The 21507-nt window shown below is 70.8% G+C and carries 1 protein-coding gene (cut by a window edge); it reads right to left on the reverse strand.

Annotated elements, in window-relative coordinates:
- Window positions 1-21507, reverse strand: the 3' portion of a protein-coding gene (locus tag AB0F81_RS32115; protein ID WP_360203294.1) for a non-ribosomal peptide synthase/polyketide synthase. The gene runs 1284 nt beyond the window's last position; only the last 21507 of its 22791 coding nucleotides appear in the window; the start codon falls outside the window, past its right edge; it ends in the stop codon at window positions 1-3.

The raw sequence follows: 21507 nt of genomic DNA on the forward strand, positions 1-21507 counted from the left end.
TCAGTCCCGGGCCGCCAGCCAGGCCTCCGTCGCCGCCCAGACCTGGCCGAGCGTCTCCGGCACGACCAGGTCCGAATGGTCGCAGTCGACGTCGATCTGAGTGATTTCACCACGGATGTGCGGCGCCCACAGATGCCGGCCGGATCCGCCCTCGCGGGAGTTCTTCGCCGTAAAGAGCAGCAGGTCGCTCTCGAACATCCGGTGCTGGTGAGCGCGCCGGATATTGAGGTTGGTCAGAGCGGCCCGGACCACCGGCCGCAATTCCTCGTTCGACATATCACGGAAAAGCGCTGCGGTCTCCCCCCGCACTCGCGCGGCCATTCGATCGATTTCCTCCTCCGGGTCCCGGACGGGCGGCGGCGGGGCGTCCGGCGGCGGCTCCTTCTCGACGAACGGATAAGTATCCATGATCACGAGGGCGGCCACCTCCTCCCCCGCCTCTTGCAGTTGGACGGCCATCTCGTGCGCGGCCGACCCGCCGAACGAGAAGCCGAGCAGGTGGTACGGCCCGGTGGGCTGCACCTTGCGGATCTCCTCGAGGTAGCCGGCCGCCATCTCCCGCATCGATTCGTACGGCTCGCTCGACCCGTCGAGGCCGCGGGGCTGCAGACCGTACAGCGGGATGTCCGCCGGCACGAAGCCGGCCAGTGGCATGTAGCACCAGCTCAGGCCGCCGCCGGGGTGGATGCAGAAGAACGGTGGCCGGCTGCCCTGGGTGCGGATCGGCAGCAGGACGTCCAGCGAGCCGCGCAGCGACGTGAAGCTCAGCCGGGCGACGAGCCCGGCGACGGTCGGCGCGCTGAACACGTCGCGGGCCGACACCGACACACCTCTCGCTTTCAGCCGGGCGATCAGGGTGACCACCATCAGCGAGTGCCCGCCCAGCGTGAAGAAGTTGTCCTCCAGTTGGACCGACGGCACCCCGAGAACCTCGGCGAACACCTCGCAGAGGACGAACTCCAGCGCGGTGGTGCGGCCGATCTTGCGGTCGGTCACCGCCGCCGGGGCCTCGGGGCGCTCGGGGGCGGGTAGGGCGCGGCGGTCGAGTTTGCCGGCGCTGGTCAGCGGCAACTGATCCAGCACCACCACCGCCGAGGGCACCATGTACTCCGGCAGCCGCTGCCCCGCATACTCCCGCAGCCCGGCGACCTCATCATCGTCCGCCACGACATAGGCCACCAGCCGCTCGTCACGGACCACCACCGCCGCCTGCTCCACCTGCGGATGCGCCCGCAACACCGCAGCGATCTCACCCAACTCGACCCGGAACCCACGAACCTTGACCTGCTCATCGGCCCGGCCCAGGAAGACAACCTCACCATCACAGGTCCACCGCGCCAGATCACCCGTGCGATACATCCGCTCACCGGTCACGAACGGCGACGCCACAAACCGCTCCGCCGTCAGCCCCGCACGACCCACATAACCGCGCGCCACCCCGACACCGGCGACATACAACTCACCGGCCACCCCGACCGGCACCGGCTGCAACGCCTCATCCAGCACGAACAACCGGGTATTGGCGATCGGCGAACCGACCGGCACCACACCGCCACCGGACAGCCGTGCCGTCGCCACCCCGATCGTGGTCTCCGTCGGCCCGTAATGGTTGAACACCGGCCGATCCCCGGCCGCCGCCACCAACCGATCCACCCACTCCGGCGACGCCGCCTCACCACCCAACACCAGCGACCCCGCCGGCAACACCGCCTCAAAACCAGCACCCGCCGACAACGCCGCCAGATGCGACGGCACCGCCTTCACGAAATCAATCCGGTGCGCGGCGAGATAATCAGCGACCGCCCGCGGATCCATCACCGCCGACGCGTCCAACACATGCAACTGCCCACCAGAGACCAAACTGATGAACACCGTCGTATTACCCAGATCCGTCACCTGCGGCTGCAACAACCCATACCGCGCCCCGGCCACACCCCAGCCCAGCCGTGACGACACCGACACCACATAGTTCGCCAGCGAACCGTGCGAGACCGCCACACCCTTCGGCACACCCGTCGACCCCGACGTATAAATCACGTACGCCAGACCGGCCGGCTCCATCGCCACCGCCGGATCGATCGGGGAATGCTCGTCGTGCGGCTGCTGATCGTCCAGCCACATCACCGGCGCGGCGGCCAGCGCATCGGAGAAACCGTCGGTGGCGTCCTCCAGGCCGTCCCGGCGGGCCAGCACCAGGCTCGCGCCGGCGTCGGCCAGCATGTATTCGACGCGCTGCGGCGGGAGTTTCGCGTCGATCGGCAGGTAGGCCGCACCCACCTTCCAGACGGCGAGGATCGCGGTGATCATTTCTGTGCCGCGAGGCAGGCACAGGGCGACCACCGACTCGACGCCGATGCCGCGGTCGAGCAGGAGATGCGCCAGCCGGTTCGCGTCCGCGTCCAGCTCCCGGTACGACACCTCCACCCCGTCGGCCACCAGCGCGACCGCCTCCGGAGTCCGCGCCACCTGCGCCGTGAAGCGGGCCGGCAGCAGCTGCTCCGGCAGCTCGGCGGCCGTGTCGTTCCAGCCGGTCACGACCAGCTCGCGGTGCTCGGCGTCGAGCACCGGGACCGAGCTGACCGGGATGTCGCTGCCGGTGCCGTCCAGCGCCGCGACGATGTTCTCGACGGCGGTGCACAGCAGCCGCCCGACGGCGTGCGGGTCGACCGGCGTGACGGCGAGGACCGTCACGCTCAGTTCGTTGCCGTCCCGGTCGTTGACCGACAGCGTCAGCGGATAGTTGTTGCTGACCTTGGAGAAGACGCTGCGGATGCCCTCCACCGGCTGCTCACGGGGCTCCTCCGGCCTCTGGCCCGGGATGAAGCGGTAGTTGAACAGGGAGGTGAACAGCGGCGTGTTGTCGGCGATCCCGCTGGCCTGCTGCGCCACCGCGAGCGGCGCGTGCTCGTGCTCCAGCAGCGCGGCCAGTTGCGCCCGCATCTGCTCGACCGCGGCCCGGACCCCGACCCCGTCGGTACGCACCCGCACCGGCAGCGTGTTGATGAACGGGCCCACCACCCGGTCGGCGCCCTCACCGGCGTTCATCCGGCCGAACAGCACCGTGCCGAACACCACGTCGTCGCGGCCGGACAGCACCGACACCACCCGGGCCCACGCCACGTGCAACACCGTCGCGGTACTGACGCCGAGCCGCCGCGACACCTCCCGCAGCCGGTCCACCACGTCGGCCGGCACCGGCACCGATCCGCCCAGCGTCTCGGCGCCGTCATTGCGGACGTCCATCAATCCGTACGGCGCGGTCGGCTCGGTGACGTCGCCGAGCAGTTCGGCGAAGAACCGCTCGTGTTCCTCCCGCGGGACGCTGCGCGCCTGGGCGACGAAGTTGCGGAACGGCAGCGCCGGCGCCAGCTGGTCGCCGCGCCCGTCGAGGATGGCCTGCACCTCCTGCTTCAGCACGTCCATGCCCTGGTGGTCCTGGAGCATGTGGTGCATCCGCAGCAGGCCCAGCCAGCCGTCGCCGACCTGCGCTGCGTGCACGTCCATCAGCGGCGGCCGGTTGAGGTCCATCGCCGTGCCGACCAGCTCGATCAACTGTTGCGCCGGGTCCGGGTGGGTACCGTCGAGGGCGACCGTCGTGACCGGCACCGTGGCGTTGCGCCAGACCACCTGCAGGGGCTCGGGCAGTTCCTCCCACACCACGCCGGTGCGGTAGATGTCGTGCCGGTCGACGACCTGCTGCAAGGCCTGGGTGAATCCGTCGAGCCGGGCCCGCGAGTCGAACCGCATGACCCACGTCGACACGTACGGGTCCTCGCCGCCCTCGGCCATCAGGTGGTGGAACAGCAGACCTTCCTGCAGCGGCGCGAGGGGATAGACGTCGGCCACGTTCGCCGCGCCGCCCTCGACGCCCGCGACCACCCGCTCGACGTCGGCCTCGGACAGCTCGACCAGCGGCAGCATGTCCGCGGTGATGTGCTGCGCGTTCTCCGGGATCAGGTTGTCCGGAACGACGATCCTGCCGGTTCCGCCGGTCCCCGCCGCGGCCAGCCCGGCCGGTGTGGGGGTCTCGAACAGCGCCCGCACCGACACGGTCACGCCCCGGGCCCGCAGGCGTTCCACCAGTCGCACCGCGAGCAGCGAGTGCCCGCCGAGCCGGAAGAAGTCATCGTCGACGCCGACCCGGTCGAAACCAAGAACCTCGGCGAACACCGCGCACAGGATTTCCTCCCGCTCGGTCGCCGGGGCACGGCCGGCGCCCGTCTCGTATTCGGGGGCGGGGAGGGCTTTGCGGTCGAGTTTGCCGTTGACGTTCCACGGCAACTGCTCCACCAGCACCACCGCCGAGGGCACCATGTAGTCCGGCAGCCGCTGCCCGACGAACTCCCGCAGCCCGGCCATCTCAGCCTGCGCATCGGCCGCAACCACGTAGGCGACCAGGCGTTTGTCGCCCGGCACATCCTCCCGCACCACGACCACCGCCTGCGCGACCCGCGGATCGGTCAGCAACACCGTCGCGATCTCACCCGGCTCGATCCGGAAACCCCGAATCTTCACCTGATCATCAACGCGGCCCAGGAAGTCCAACGTCCCGTCCGGCGCCCACCGCGCCACATCCCCGGTCCGATACATCCGCTCACCGAACGCGAACGGCGACGCCACAAACCGGTGCGCCGTCAACCCGGCCCGGCCCGCATACCCGCGCGCCACACCCGCACCCGCGATATACAGGTCACCCGCCACACCCGGCGGAACCGGCTGCAGGAAGCCGTCCAGCACGAACACCTGCGTGTTCGCGATCGGCCGGCCGATCGACACCACACCGGCATCCACCACCTCCGACGCCGTCGACCAGATCGTGGTCTCCGTCGGCCCGTACACGTTCGTCACCCGCCGCGCACCCGCGGTCAGCGCCCGCGCGACCTCCGGCGGCAACGCCTCACCACCGACCAGCACCGTCAGCCCGGCGACCAGATCCGGCTGCTCGGCCAGCAGGGACTGCCACAACGTCGGCGTCGCCTGCATCACCGACACCCCGGCCTCATCGATGAGCGCCCGCAGCCGCGCCGGATCGTGCACCACATCCCGGCCGGCCACCACCACTGCGGCACCGCTGAGCAGCGGCACGAACAACTCCAGCGCCGCGATGTCGAACCCGACCGTGGTCACCGCCAGCAACCGATCCGCCGGGGTCATCGCCACCCGGGCACACATGTCGGCCAGGAAGTTGACCAGCGCCCCGACCGGCACCACCACACCCTTCGGCGTGCCGGTGGATCCAGACGTGTAAATCACATACGCCGCGCTGTCCGCCGTCTGACGGCCCGACAGCGGACGGTCGTCATCACCGACCGGCGAGCTGAGCACATGCGCGGCACCGCTGTCGGCCACCATGAACTCGATCCGCTGCGCCGGCAGATCCGGATCGATCGGCAGATACGCCGCCCCCGCCTTCCACACCCCCAGCAACGACGCCACCACCTCGACGCCGCGGTCCATCACCACCGCGACCACCGACTCAGCACCGACGCCCTGACCGATCAGATACCGCGCCACCCGGTTCGCCGCCGCATCCAACTCTCGATACGACCACTCCACCCCATCCGCGATCACCGCCACCGCATCCGGAGACGCCGCCACCTGCCGCTCGAACAACTCCACCACCGAGGCATCCACCACCTCGACCGCCGTGTCGTTCCACCCCGCCAGCACCTGCTCACGCAGATCCGCGCCGAGAAGGTCGACCTCGTGCAGACGGGTTCCGGGCGCGGCGGTCACCGCTTCCAGCACCCGCACGAACCACTCGGCGATCCGCACCACGCTCGACTCGTCGAACAGGTCGGCGGACACCATCACCACGCCCCGCAGCCCGGCCGGCTGGCCGTGCCCGTCGAACATCTCGACCGCGGTCACCTCCAGGTCGAACCGCGCCGTGGCGCTGTCCACCCCGTCCGGCAGCTCGTCGTCGGTGTCGGCCGGCGCGGTGCCGCGTTCCAGGTTCTGCAGGGTCAGCATCACCTGGAACAGCGGGTGCCGCGACATCGACCGGGTCGGGGTGAGTTCCTCGACCAGCCGTTCGAACGGCACGTCCTGGTGCTCCAGGGCGTCCAGGCCGGCCCGGCGTACCCGGCTGAGCAGCTCGGTGAACGTCGGGTCCTCGGACAGGTCGGTGCGGATGACGAGGGTGTTGACGAAGAACCCGACCAGGTCGTCCAGGGCTTCGTCGTTGCGGCCGGCGACCGGGAACCCGACCGGGATGTCGGTGCCGGCGCCGAGCCGCGACAGCAGCACCGCGAACGCGGCCTGCAACACCATGAAGGCGGTGACGCCTTCGGTCCGGGCCAGTTCGGCGAGGCGCTGGTGCACCTCGGCCGGCACCCGCAACGGCACCTGGAGGCCGCGGTGCGAGGCCACCGCCGGGCGGGAGAAGTTCGTCGGCAGTGTCAGCTCCTCCGGCGCCCCGGCCAGGGTTTCGCGCCAGTAGCCGACCTGCGCGGACAGCAGACTCTCCGGGTCCGACTCCGAGCCCAGCAGCTCGCGCTGCCACACGGCGTAGTCGGCGTACTGCACCGGCAGCGGCTCCCAGACCGGCGCTTCACCGCGCTGCCTGGCCGCGTAGGCGGCCGACAGGTCCCGGCTCAGCGGGGCCATCGACCAGCCGTCACTGGCGATGTGGTGCACCACCAGCACCAGCACGGACTCCGTTCCGGTCTGGAACAGCCAGGCCCGGACGGGCACCTCGGCGGCGAGGTCGAAGGCGTACCCGCTCGCCTCGGCCACTGCGCGGTCCAGCTCGTCGGCGGCCACCGCGCGGACCTCCAGCACGGAGGCCACCTCTTCAAGATTCAAGATCTTTTGGTACGGCTCGCCGTCCGCCACCGCGAACACCGTCCGCAGCGACTCGTGGCGGCCGAGGACGTCCCGCAGCGCCGCGTGCAGCGCCGGCACGTCCACTGCGGCGTCCCACCGCACCACGAAGGGCAGGTTGTAGAGCGGGCTCGGGCCGTCCAGTTGGCTGAGGAACCACAGTCGCTGCTGGGCGAATGACAGCACCGGTCGTTCCGCCCGCTCCCCCGCCCGCAGGGCCGGCCGGGCCCGGCCGACGGCCTCGCCGGTCAGGCAGGCGGCCAGCCTGCTGACGGTGGGCGCCTCGAACAGCAGCCGCAGCGGCAGCTCGACGCCGAGCACCGCCCGCACCCGCGACACCAGCCGCACCGCGAGCAGCGAGTGGCCGCCGAGGCGGAAGAAGTCGTCGTCGACACCGACCCGCTCCAGACCCAGCACCTCGGCGAACACCGCACAGAGGATCTCCTCCCGCGCGGTGGCCGGGGCCCGGCCCGCACCAGCCTCGTACTCCGGGACCGGCAGTGCCCGCCGGTCCAGCTTGCCGTTGACCGTCAGCGGCAGCCGGTCCAGGACCACGATCGCCGAGGGCACCATGTACTCCGGCAGGCGTTGAGCGGCGAACTCCCGCAGCCCGGAAACCTCCGGCACCACGTAGGCCACCAGCCGCTTGTCGCCCGGGGTGTCCTCGCGGGCCACCACCGCGACCTGCTCCACCTGCGGGTGGTCCTGCAGCACCGCCTCGACCTCGCCCGGCTCGATCCGGAAACCACGGATCTTCACCTGCTGGTCCGCGCGGCCGGCGAACACCAACTGCCCGTCCGCCGACCACTTCGCCAGATCACCCGAGCGATACATCCGCTCACTGACCCCGAACGGTGAGGCCACGAACCGGCTCGCCGACAGACCGGGCTGACCCATGTAGCCACGGGAAACCTGCACACCGGCGACATACAGTTCACCGACCACACCCGGCGGCACCGGCTCCAGCCGACCGTCGAGCACATACAGCGAGGTGCCGGCCAGGCCACGACCCACCACACTGCCCGCCTCAGCGCCGGTGAGCTGCCAGATCGTCGAGTGAACCGTGGTCTCGGTGATCCCATACATGTTGATCAGCTGCGGACCGCCCTCGGTCAGCCAGCCGTACACCCGGGCGGGTTCCAACGCCTCGCCCGCAAAGACCACCAGCCGGACCCGGCCGATCGGCGTCGGGGCTGCGGTCAGCAGCTGGTAGAACGCCGACGGCGTCTGACTCAGCACCGTCACCTGCTCACGCTCGATCAGCTGAGCGAAGTCCTGCGGGTTGCGGGAGACCTCGTAGGAGACCACCACGACCCGAGCCCCGTGGACCAGCGCGCCCCACAGCTCCCACACCGACACGTCGAAGGCGAAGGAGTGGAAGCACGCCCACACATCCGTCGCGGCCAGCTCGAAGGAGTCGCGGGCCGCGTCCAGCAGACCGAGCACGTTGCGGTGGGTGACCACCACACCCTTCGGCGTGCCGGTCGAACCCGACGTGTAGATCATGTACGCCGCCGAGTCCGGGGATACCTTCACCGCGAACGGCTCGGTCGACAGGTCCGTCAGGTCGTCCAGCACCACGGTCGGCACCGCTTCAGGGACCAGCGGCGCGCAGGCGGCCGAGGTCACCACCACCGCGGCGTGCGCATCGGCCAGCACCGCACCGACTCGCTGCGCCGGCGATCGCGGGTCGACCGGCACGTATGCGGCGCCGGCCTTCAGGACTGCGAGCAGGGACACCACCACGTCGGCGCCACGCTCCAAGACCACACCCACCGCCGAACCCGGGCCGACGTTGAGACCGGCCAGATGCCGGGCCAGACCATTCGCCCGCGCGTCCAGCTCCCGATAGGTCAGCGACACCCCGTCGGCCACCACCGCGACCGCATCCGGCGTCGCCGCCACCCGCCGCGCGACCCGCTCCACCACGCTGACATCGGGAATCTCGGCGGCCGGGACGTTCCAGTCGGACAGCAGGCGAACCCGCTCATCGGCGTCCAGAACTGGCACGGCGTCGACCGGGACCTCGGCATGTCCGTCCAGCGAAGCGACCAGGTTCGCCACCGTCGTGCACAGCAGCCGGCCGATCGCCTCCGGGTCGACCGGGTCGGCCACCTCCACGGCCAGCGTCAGCCCGCCGGCGTCCAGATCGTTGACCGAGACGGTCAGCGGGTAGTTCGTCCGCTCCCTGGTCGAGACGCTGCGGATGCCGTCGGGTGCGCGGCTGGCCTCAGCGTCCGGCCCGGCGGGACCGTGGGTGATGTGCCGGTAGTTGAACAGCGACGTGAACAGCGGCGTGTTGTCCGCGACACCGCTGGCCTGCTGCGCCACCGCGAGCGGCGCGTGTTCGTGCTCCAGCAGCGCCGCCAGTTGCGCCCGCATGTCCTCGACCGCGGCCCGCACGCCGACCCCGCCGGTACGCACCCGCACCGGCAGCGTGTTGATGAACGGGCCCACCACCCGGTCGGCGCCTTCACCCGCGTTCATCCGGCCGAACAGCACCGTCCCGAACACCACGTCGTCGCGGCCGGACAGCACCGACACCACCCGCGCCCACGCCACGTGCAGCACCGTCGCGGCGCTCACTCCGAGCTCACGCGCCAGGTCCCGCAGCCGGTCCACGACCTCTTCCGGCACCGGCACCACGGCCGAGGAGGATTCGGTGCCGTCCCCGCGGACGTTCATCAGCCCGTACGGCGCGGTCGGCTCGGTGACGTCGCCGAGCAGCTCGGCGAAGAACCGTTCGTGCTCCTCCCGCGGAACGCTGCGCGCCTGGGCGACGAAGTTGCGGAACGGCAGCGCCGGCGCCAGCTCGCGGGTGCTCCCGGTGAGGATGGTTCGCAGCTCGGCCATCAGGACGTCCATGCCCTGGTGGTCCTGGAGCATGTGGTGCATCCGCAGCAGACCCAGCCAGCCGTCGCCGACCTGGGCGGCGTGCACGTCCATCAGCGGCGGCCGGTTCAGGTCCATGACGGTCCCGACCAGCTTGATCAGCTGCTTGGCCGGATCCGGGTGGCCGGCCTCCAGGACGTGGGTGGTCACGGGGACGGTGGCGTTGCGCCAGACCACCTGGACCGGCTCGGGCAGCCCGTCCCACACCACACCGGTGCGGTAGATGTCGTGCCGGTCGACGACCTGCTGCAACGCCCGGGTGAACCCGTCGAGCCGCTCGCGGCTGTCGAACTCGAACACCCAGGTCAGGACGTACGGATCCTCGCCGCCCTCGGCCATCAGGTGGTGGAACAGCAGACCTTCCTGCAGCGGCGCGAGCGGATAGACGTCGGCCACGTTCGCCGCGCCACCGTCGACACCGGCGACCACCTGATCGATCTCGGTCTCGGACAGCGTCACCAGCGGCAGCATGTCGGGGGTGATCCGGTCCGCGCCCGCCGGGATCAGGTTGTCCGGGACGACGATCGCGTCAGCGCTACCCGCCCCCGCCGCGGCCAGCCCGGCCGGCGTCGGCGTCTCGAACAGCGCCCGCACCGACACCGTGACACCGCGGGCCCGCAGGCGTTCCACCAGCCGCACCGCGAGCAGCGAGTGCCCGCCGAGGCGGAAGAAGTCGTCGTCGACACCGACCCGCTCCAGACCCAGCAGCTCGGCGAACACCTCGCACAGGATCTGCTCCTGCACAGTTGCCGGTGCCCGGCCCGTGCCCGCTTCGTACTGAGGTGCCGGCAGCGCCTTGCGGTCCAGCTTGCCGTTGACCGTCAGCGGCAGCCGGTCCAGCACCACGACAGCCGAGGGCACCATGTACTCCGGCAGCCGCTGCCCGGCGAACTCGCGCAGCCCGGACACTTCACCGTCGACCGGCACCACATAGGCGACCAGCCGCTTGTCACCCGGGGTGTCCTCGCGGGCGACCACCGCCACCTGAGCGACCTGCGGATGCGCCCGCAGCACCGCCTCAACCTCACCCGGCTCGATCCGGAACCCGCGGATCTTCACCTGCTCGTCGGCGCGGCCGGCGAACATCAACTGCCCGTCCGCGGTCCACTTCACCAGGTCACCGGTGCGATACATCCGCTCGCCCGAACCCGACGGACACGCCACGAACCGCTCACCGGTCAGGCCCGGCCGGCCCACATAGCCGCGCGCCAGGCCGGCCCCGGCGATGTACAGCTCGCCGGCCACGCCGGGCGGCACCGGCGACAGTCCGCCGTCCAGGACGTAGAAGCGGGTGTTCGCGATCGGCGAGCCCGCCGGGACCGGCCCCTGCCGCTGCCCGTCGACCAGGCCGGCCGCGACCATCACCGTCGCCTCGGTCGGCCCATACGTGTTCACCAACCGCCGGCCGGCCGACCACGCCCGCGCCGTCACCTCACTGATCGCCTCGGCACCGACCACCAGCGTCTCCACCGACGCCAGATCCGCCGGGTCCAGCACCTCCAGCAGCGACGGCACCACACTCGCCGCCCGCAGCCCGTCCAGCTCACGCAGCAGCTTCGGCTGCTCCCGCTGCTCGGCACCGGCGATCACCAACGTCGCACCCGACGCCAACGCCACCGCCACATCGAACACCGACGCATCGAAACTGAACGACGCGAACTGCAACATCCGCACACCCGGCGCCGCACCCAACAGGGGCCCGAAGACCGACACCAGGTTCGCCAGCGAACCCTGCGAGACCGCCACACCCTTCGGCACACCCGTCGACCCGGACGTGTAGATCACATACGCCAGACCGGCCGCATCCACCGGCACCGCAACCGCCGCATCCGACGGCTGCACCTCGTCCAGCCAGACCACCGACACACCCGCAGCGCTGACCGGCACGTCACGACGCGCCAGGACCACGCTGGCCCCGGCGTCCGCCAGCATGAACTCCACCCGATCCGCCGGCAGGCCCGGGTCCACCGGCAGATACGCCGCACCCGCCTTCCACACCGCCACGATCGCGGTCACCAACTCGACGCCACGCGGCAGACACAGGCCGACCACCGACTCCGCGCCGATCCCCTGCTCGACCAGGTGCTGCGCCAGGCTGTTGGCCGCCGCGTCCAGCTCCCGGTACGAAACCTCAACACCGTCGGCTGCCACGGCGATCGCCTCCGGTGAGGTCGCCACCTGCCGGGCGAACAACTCCACCACCGAAGCATCGGCCACCTCGGCCGCCGTGTCGTTCCACCCCAGCAGCACCTGCTCCCGCACGTCAGCGTCGAGGAGGTCGACCTCGTGCAACCGCACCTGCGCGGCCGCCGTCACCGTCTCCAGCACCCGCAGGTACCAGTCCGCGAACCGTTCCGTGGTCGTCTCGTCGAACAGGTCCGCGGAAGCGATCAGCGTGCCGTGCAGCCCGGCCGGCCGGCCGTCGTTGTCGAAGACCTCGACCGCGGTCACGTCCAGGTCGAACCGCGCGGTGGTGCTCAGCACACCGGCCGGCCGCTGACCATTTCCGGCCGTCGACTCGGCCTGCGGAAGGCTGACCGTGCCGCGTTCCAGGTTCTGCAGGGTCAGCATCACCTGGAACAACGGGTGACGCGACATCGACCGGACCGGGGCGAGTTCCTCCACCAGCCGCTCGAACGGCACGTCCTGATGCTCCAGCGCGTCCAGGCTGGTCTGCCGCACCCGGCCCAGCACCTCGGTGAACGTCGGGTCTCCGGCCAGGTCGGTGCGGATCACCAGGGTGTTGATGAAGAACCCGACCAGATCGCGCAAGGCTTCATCGGTGCGGCCGGCGACCGCCGAGCCGATCGGGATGTCGTTGCCCGCGCCGAGCCGCGACAGCAGGACCGCGAGCGCGGCCTGCAGCACCATGAACGTGGTGACGCCCTCCGCCCGGGCCAGCTCGGCGAGGCGCTGGTGCACCTCGGCCGGCACCTGCAACGGCACCTGATACCCGCGATGCGAAGCGACCGCGGGACGCTGCCGATCGGCCGGCAGAGCAAGTTCCTCCGGGATGCCGGCCAGCGCCTCCCGCCAATACTCGACCTGCGCCGACAGCAGACTCTGCGGATCCGACTCGGACCCCAGCAGCTCGCGCTGCCACACCGCATAGTCGGCGTACTGCACCGGCAACGGCTCCCAGACCGGCGCCTCGCCGCGCAGCCGCGCCTCGTAGGCGATCGACAGGTCCCGGCCCAGCGGCGCCATCGACCAGCCGTCACTCGCGATGTGATGCACCACGAGGACCAGCACGGACTCGTCCGCATCGGTACGGAACAGCAGCGCCCGGATCGGCAGCTCCGTGGCCAGGTCGAACGCGTGCCCGGTCGCCGCGGCCACCGCGTCGTCCAGCTCGTTCGCACCCACCGCGCGGACCTCGAGGACGGAAGCCACCTCATCAAGGTTCAAAATCTTCTGGTACGGCTCGCCGTCGGCCACCGCGAACACGGTCCGCAGCGACTCGTGGCGGCCGATCACGTCGCGCAGCGCCGCGTCCAGGGCGTCCACGTCGAGGTCGGCGCCGAGCCGGACCACGGTGGGGATGTTGTAGACCGGGCTCGGGCCCTCCAGTTGACCGAGGAACCACAGCCGCTGCTGCGCGAACGACAGCACCGGCCGCTCCGCCCGCTCCCCCGCCCGCAGCGCCAGCCGGGCCCGGCCGGCATTGGCCCCGGCCAGCCAGGCCGCCAGACCGGCCACGGTCGGAGTGTCGAACAGGATCCGCAGCGGCAACTCCACACCGAGCACGGCCCGCACCCGCGACACCAGCCGCACCGCGAGCAGCGAATGCCCACCCAGACGGAAGAAGTCGTCATCGACGCCGACCCGCTCCACACCGAGAGCCTCGGCGAACACCGAGCACAGGATCTCCTCCTGCACCGACGACGGAGCCCGACCCGAACCCGTCGCGTACTCCGGCGCCGGCAGTGCCCGCCGGTCCAGCTTGTCGTTAGCGGTCAGCGGCAGCCGGTCCAGGACCACCACCGCGGACGGCACCATGTACTCCGGCAACCGCTGCCCGGCGAACTCCCGCAGCCCGGACACTTCACCGTCGACCGGCACCACGTAGGCGACCAGCCGCTTGTCACCCGGCACGTCCTCGCGAGCGATCACCGCCACCTGCGCCACCTGCGGGTGCGCCTGCAGCACCGCCTCGATCTCGCCGGGCTCGATCCGGAAGCCACGAATCTTGACCTGCTCGTCCGCGCGGCCCACGAACAACAGCTGCCCGTCCGCCGCCCGCTTGACCAGGTCACCAGTGCGATACATCCGCTCACCCGAAGCGAACGGACAGGCGACAAACCGCTCACCGGTCAGACCCGGCCGGCCCACATACCCGCGCGCCAGCGCGGACCCGGCAATGTAAAGCTCACCCGTCACCCCGACCGGGACCGGCTCCAACGCCTCATCCAGCACATACAGACGGGTGTTCGCGATCGGTCCACCGATCGGCAGCTGACCATCCCGACCATCCACCACATGGGTCGCGACGATCACCGTCGTCTCGGTCGGCCCATACGCGTGCACCATCCGGCGACCCGGCGCCCAGGCTCGGGCCACCGCCTCGCTGACCGCCTCGGAACCGACCACCAAAGCCTCGACCGACACCAGATCAATCGGGTCCAGCACCTCCAGCAGCGACGGCACCACACTCGCCGCCCGCAACCCGGTCAGCTCCCGCAGCAGTTTCGGCTGCTCCCGCTGCTCAGCACTGGCGATCACCAACGTCGCGCCCGACGCCAACGCCACCGCCACGTCCAAAACCGACGCGTCGAAGCTGAACGCCGCGAACTGCAACATCTCCACACCCGGCGCCGCACCCAACAACGGCCCGAACACCGACACCAGATTCGCCAGCGAACCATGGGTGACCGCCACACCCTTCGGCACACCCGTCGACCCCGACGTGTAGATCACGTAGGCCAGACCGGCAGCGTCCACCGGCACCGCCACCGGCACGTCCGAGGGCTGCACATCATCCAGCCGCACCACCGAACCATCGCGGTTACCGACCACCACGCTCACCCCGGCGTCCGCCAGCATGAACTCCGCCCGCTCCGCCGGCAGGCTCGGATCCACCGGCACATACGCAGCACCGGCCTTCCACACCGCCACGATCGCGATGATCAGCTCCGCACCACGCGGCAGGCACAAACCGACAACCGACTCCGCACCGACACCCCGGTCCAGCAGCTCCTGCGCCAGGCCGTTGGCGGCAGCGTCCAGCTCCTGGTAGGACAGCTCGACACCGTCGAACACCACCGCAACCGCGTCCGGCGACTCTGCCACCCGCCGGGCGAACAGCTCCACCACGGACGCCTCGCCAACCTCGGCCGCCGTGTCGTTCCACCCCATGAGCATCTGCTCGCGCAGGTCCGCATTCAGCACCCGCACGGCACCGACCGGAGTCTCCGGACCATCCGTCAGAGCGGCGACCAGATCATCGACCGCCGTGCAGAGCAGCTGCCCCACCTCGCGCGGATCGACCGCACCGGCCAGCTCCACACTCACCGTCAGCCCACCGGCGTCCAGGTCGTTGACCGACACCGTCAGCGGGTAGTTCGTCCGCTCCTTCGAGGAGACGCCCCGAATGCCTCCCGATCCCCGGTTGCTCTCGGCGGCGCGTCCGGCGGGACCCTGCGCGATGTGCCGGTAGTTGAACAGCGAGGTGAACAGCGGCGTGTTCTCCGCGATCCCGCTCGCCTGCTGCGCCACCGCGAGCGGCGCATGCTCATGCTCCAGCAATGCGGCCAGTTGCGCCCGCATCTCCTCCACCGCGGCACGAACCCCCACCCCATCGGTACGCACCCGCACCGGCAGCGTGTTGATGAACGGACCCACCACCCGGTCCGCACCCGCCCCGCCGTTCATCCGGCCGAACAGCACCGTGCCGAACACCACGTCATCGCGGCCGGACAGCACCGACACCACCCGCGCCCACGCCACGTGCAACACGGTCGCCGTGCTCACGCCGAGCTGGCGGGACACCTCCCGCAGCCGGTCGACCACCTCACCCCGCACCGGCATCTCGGCAGTCGACGACCCGCTGCCGTCACCGCGAACATCCATCAGCCCGTACGGCGCGGTCGGCTCCGTCACGTCGCCGAGAAGCTCAGTGAAGAACCGCTCGTGCTCCTCCCGCGGCACGCTGCGCGCCTGGGCGACGAAGTTGCGGAACGGCAGCGCCGGCGCCAGTTCCTCCACCCGTCCGGTCAGGATCGCCCGCAGCTCCGCCATCAGGACGTCCAGCCCCTGGTGGTCCTGCAGCATGTGATGCACCCGCAGCAGTCCCAGCCAGCCGTCGCCGACCTGGGCGGCGTGCACGTCCATCAGCGGCGGCCGGTTCAGGTCCATCCCCGTCCCGACCAGCTCGATCAGCTGCTTCGCCGGGTCGGGGTGGCCGGCTTCCAGCACGTGGATGGTCACCGGCAGCACCACGGTGCGCCAGACCACCTGGACCGGCTCGGGCAGCCCGTCCCACACCACACCGGTGCGGTAGATGTCGTGCCGGTCGACGACCTGCTGCAACGCCCGGGTGAACCCGTCAAGCCGCTCCCGGCTGTCGAACTCGAACACCCACACCGGCACGTACGGGTCAGCACCACCCTCCGCCATCAGGTGGTGGAACAGCAGACCCTCCTGCAGCGGCGCGAGCGGATAGACGTCGGCCACGTTCGCCGCGCCACCGTCGACACCGGCGACAACGCGCTCCACGTCGGCGTCGGTGAACTGGACCAGCGGCAGCATGTCCGCCGTGATGTGCTGCGCGCCCTCGGGGATCAGGTTGTCCGGGACCTCGACCACGGTCGCCGAGGCCGCCCGGGCCAGTCCGGCCACGGTCGGCGTCTCGAACAGCGCCCGCACCGACACCGCGACGCCCCGGTCCCGCAGGCGTTCCACCAGCCGCACCGCGAGCAGTGAGTGCCCGCCGAGCCGGAAGAAGTCGTCGTCGACGCCGACCCGCTCCACGCCCAGGGTCTCGGCGAACACCGCGCACAGGATCTCCTCCTGCACCGTCACCGGTCCTCGGCCCGCGCCTGCTTCGTACTGAGGGGCCGGCAGCGCCTTGCGGTCCAGCTTGCCGTTCACCGTCAGCGGCAACCGGTCCAGCACCACGACCGCGGAGGGCACCATGTATTCCGGCAGTCGCTGTCCGGCGAAGTCCTGCAGCCCGTCCAGGTCGGTGTCGGTGTCGGCCGGCACGACGTAGGCGACCAGTCGCTTGTCTCCCGGCACGTCTTCCCGGGCGATCACCGCCACCTGCGCAATCTGCGGATGGGCCCGCAGGACCGCGTCGATCTCACCCAGCTCGATCCGGAACCCGCGGATCTTCACCTGCTCATCCGCCCGGCCCGCGAACACCAACTGCCCACCAGCGGTCCACTTCGCCAGGTCACCGGTGCGATACATCCGCTCACCGGACCCGAACGGCGACGCCACAAACCGTTGCCCGGTCAGCTCCGGGCGCCCCACATAACCGTCGGTCACCCCCGCGCCGGCGACATACAGCTCGCCGACCACACCCGGTGCCACCGGCGACAGACCGTCGTCGAGGACATAGGCGCGCCAGCCCGGGATGGCCCGGCCGATCACACTGTCACTACTGGTGTCGTCCGCACCGAGCTCGCGGAAGGTGACGTGCACCGTGGTCTCGGTGATGCCGTACATGTTCACCAGCCGCGCCGCACCCGGATTCCGCGACCACCAACTGTCGAGCTGGGCCGGGTCCAGCGCCTCACCACCGAACACCACATACCGCAACCCGCCCGGCACGAAGCCGTCCACCGCGAGGAGCTGGTAGAACGCCGACGGGGTCTGGCTCAGCACCGTCACCCGCTCCCGCCCGATCAGCTGGGCGAAATCCTGCGGCGACCGGGAAACCTCGTAGGACACCACCACCACCCGGGCCCCGTGGACCAGCGCGCCCCACAACTCCCACACCGAGAAGTCGAACGCGAACGAGTGGAAACACGACCACACGTCATCCGCCGTGAAGGCGAAGTCCTGATCCGTCGACGCGAACAGGCTGGCCACGTTGCGGTGGCTGACCGCCACCCCCTTCGGCGCACCCGTCGACCCGGACGTGTAAATCACATACGCCCGATCACCCAGACCGGGACCCGCCAGCGGCCCGCTGTCCAGACCGGCCAGCTCGGCCACCGTGGCCGGGTCGTCGAGGACCGTCACCGGCACCGGCCGGCCTGCCGACGCCTCACCGATCAGCGCCTCACACGACGCCGACACCAGCACGCCCGCCACATCGGCGTCGGCGAGCATGAACGCGACCCGTTGCACCGGATACTGCGGGTCCACCGGCAGATACGCGGCGCCGGCCTTCCAGATTCCGAGCAGCGCCACCACCAGGCCGGCGCCACGGTCCATCGCCACCGCGACCATCGACCCGGCGCCCACACCCTGCCCGCGCAGATACCGGGCCACCTGGTTCGCCGCCGCGTCGAGGTCCCGGTAGGACAGCTGGACACCGTCCGCGACGACCGCGACCGCGTCAGGGGTGGCTGCCACCTGTCGCTCGATCAACTCCACGACCGTGGCGTCGACCGAATCCGTGCCCGCCGCGTTCCACGCGACGACGACCTGCTCACGCTCGTCGGCGTCCAGGACATCGACCGCGCGCAGCCGCAGCTGCGGGTCCGCGGTCACCGCCGCCAGCACCCGCACGAACCGCTGCGCCAACCGCTGCGCGCTCGACACCTCGAACAGATCCGCCGATGCGGCGACCACACCGTGCAGCCCGGCGGGCCGGCCCTCGGCGTCGAAGGTTTCGACCGCGGTCACTTCGAGGTCGAACCGCGCGGTGGTGCTCAGGGTGCTGCCGGCGTCGCCCTGGGCCGCCGTGCCGCGCTCCAGGTTCTGCAGGGTCAGCATCACCTGGAACAGCGGGTGACGCGACATCGACCGGACCGGGGCGAGTTCCTCCACCAGCCGCTCGAACGGCACGTCCTGGTGCTCCAGCGCCTCCAGACTGGTGTGCCGCACCCGGCCCAGAACTTCGGCGAACGTGGGGTCGCCGGACAGGTCCGTACGCAAGATCATGGTGTTGACGAAGAATCCGACCAGATCGTCGAGGGCTTCGTCGTTGCGTCCGGCGATCGGGAAGCCGACCGGGATGTCGGTGCCGGCGCCGAGCCGCGACAGCAGCACGGCGAAGGCCGCCTGCAGCACCATGAACGTGGTGACACCCTCGGCCTGGGCCAGCTCGGCGAGCCGCTGGTGCACCTCGGCCGGCACCCGCAGCGGAAGCTGGTGCCCGCGGTGCGAGGCCACCGCCGGACGCTGCCGGTCGGTCGGCAGCGCCAGTTCCTCCGGCGCCCCGGCCAGGGTTTCGCGCCAGTAGCCGACCTGCGCCGACAGCAGACTCTCCGGGTCCGACTCCGAGCCCAGCAGCTCGCGCTGCCACGCCGCGTAGTCGGCGTATTGCACCGGCAGCGGCTGCCAGACCGGGGCCGCACCCTGCATCCTGGCCTCGTAGGCGGTGGACAGGTCCCGGGTCAGCGGGGCCATCGACCAGCCGTCGCTGGCGATGTGGTGCACCACGAGGACCAGCACGGACTCGTCCGCATCGGTCCGGAACAGCCACGCCCGGACCGGGATCTCGGCGGCGAGGTCGAAGGCGTACCGGGTCGCCTCGGCCGCCACCCGGTCCAGCTCGTCCGCGCCGACCGCGCGGACCTGCAGGATCGGACCAACCAGATCAAGATCCAGAATCTTTTGGTACGGCTCACCGCCCGCCACCGCGAACACCGTCCGCAGCGACTCGTGGCGGCCGATCACGTCCCGCAACGCCGCCTCGAGGGCGTCGACGTCGAGTCCGGCGCCCAGCCGGACCACCGTCGGGATGTTGTAGAGCGGGCTCGGGCCCTCCAGCTGGCTGAGGAACCACAGTCGCTGCTGGGCGAACGACAGCACCGGCCGTTCCGCCCGCTCCCCCGCCCGCAGGGCCGGCCGGGCGCGGCCGGGATTCGCCCCGGCCAGCCAGGCGGCCAGGCCGGCCACCGTGGGCGTCTCGAACATCGTCCGCAGTGGCAGCTCGACATCGAGCACCGCCCGCACCCGCGACACCAGCCGCACGGCGAGCAGGGAGTGGCCGCCGAGGCGGAAGAAGTCGTCGTCGACGCCGACCCGCTGCAGGCCCAGGACCTCGGCGAACACCGCGCACAGGATCTCCTCCTGCACGGTGGCCGGGGCCCGGCCTGCCCCCGCTTCGTACTGAGGGGCCGGCAGTGCGCGCCGGTCGAGCTTGCCGTTGACGGTCAGCGGCAGCCGGTCCAGGACAACGATCGCCGACGGCACCATGTACTCCGGCAGGCGTTGAGCGGCGAACTCTCGCAGCCCGGAAACCTCCGGCACCACGTAGGCGACCAGCCGCTTATCCCCCGGGGTGTCCTCGCGGGCCACCACCGCGACCTGCTCCACCTGCGGGTGGTCCTGCAGCACCGCCTCGACCTCGCCCGGCTCGATCCGGAACCCACGGATCTTCACCTGCTGGTCCGCGCGGCCGGCGAACACCAACTGACCATCCGCCGACCACTTCGCCAGATCACCCGAGCGATACATCCGCTCACTGACCCCGAACGGTGAGGCCACGAACCGGCTCGCCGACAGACCGGGCTGACCCATGTAGCCACGGGAAACCTGCACACCGGCGACATACAGTTCACCGACCACACCCGGCGGCACCGGCTCCAGCCGACCGTCGAGCACATACAGCGAGGTGCCGGCCAGACCGCGACCCACCACACTGCCCGTCTCGGCGCCGGTGAGCTGCCAGATCGTCGAGTGGACCGTGGTCTCGGTGATCCCATACATGTTGATCAGCTGCGGGCCGTCCTCGGTCAGCCAGCCGTACACCCGGGCCGGCTCCAACGCCTCGCCCGCAAAGACCACCAGCCGGACCCGGCCGATCGGCGTCGGGGCCGCGGTCAGCAGCTGGTAGAACGCCGACGGCGTCTGACTCAGCACCGTCACCTGCTCACGCTCGATCAGCTGAGCGAAGTCCTGCGGGTTGCGGGAAACGTCGTAGGAAACCACCACGACCCGAGCCCCGTGAACCAGCGCACCCCACAGCTCCCACACCGACACGTCGAACGCGAAGGAGTGGAAACACGCCCACACATCCGTCGCGGCCAGCTCGAAGGAGTCGCGGGCCGCGTCCAGCAGACCGAGCACGTTGCGGTGGGTGACCACCACACCCTTCGGCGTGCCGGTCGACCCTGACGTGTAGATCATGTACGCCGCCGCATCCGGCGACACCGCCACCGCGAACGGCTCGGTCGACAGGTCCGTCAGGTCGTCCAGCACCACGGTCGGCACCGCTTCAGGGACCAGCGGCGCGCAGACGGCCGAGGTCACCACCACCGCGGCGTGCGCATCGGACAACACCGCACCGACTCGCTGCGCCGGCGATCGCGGGTCGACCGGCACATACGCGGCGCCGGCCTTTAGGACCGCGAGCAGGGACACCACCACGTCGGCGCCACGCTCCAGGACCACACCCACCGCCGAGCCGGGCGTGATACCCAGACCGGCCAGATGCCGGGCCAGACCATTAGCCCGCGCGTTCAGCTCCCGATAGGTCAGCGACGTTCCGTCGGCCACCACCGCGACCGCATCCGGCGTCGCCGCCACCCGCTGCGCGACCCGCTCCACCACGCTGACATCGGGAATCTCGGCGGCCGGGACGTTCCACTCGGAGAGCACCCGGGCACACTCGTCGGCGTTCAGGATCTCGATCGCGCCGAGGCGCGCCTCCGGCTCCGCCAGCACGGTCTC

Origin of the sequence: Actinoplanes sp. NPDC024001 (assembly GCF_040638955.1) — a bacterium.
Classification (GTDB): domain Bacteria; phylum Actinomycetota; class Actinomycetes; order Mycobacteriales; family Micromonosporaceae; genus Actinoplanes.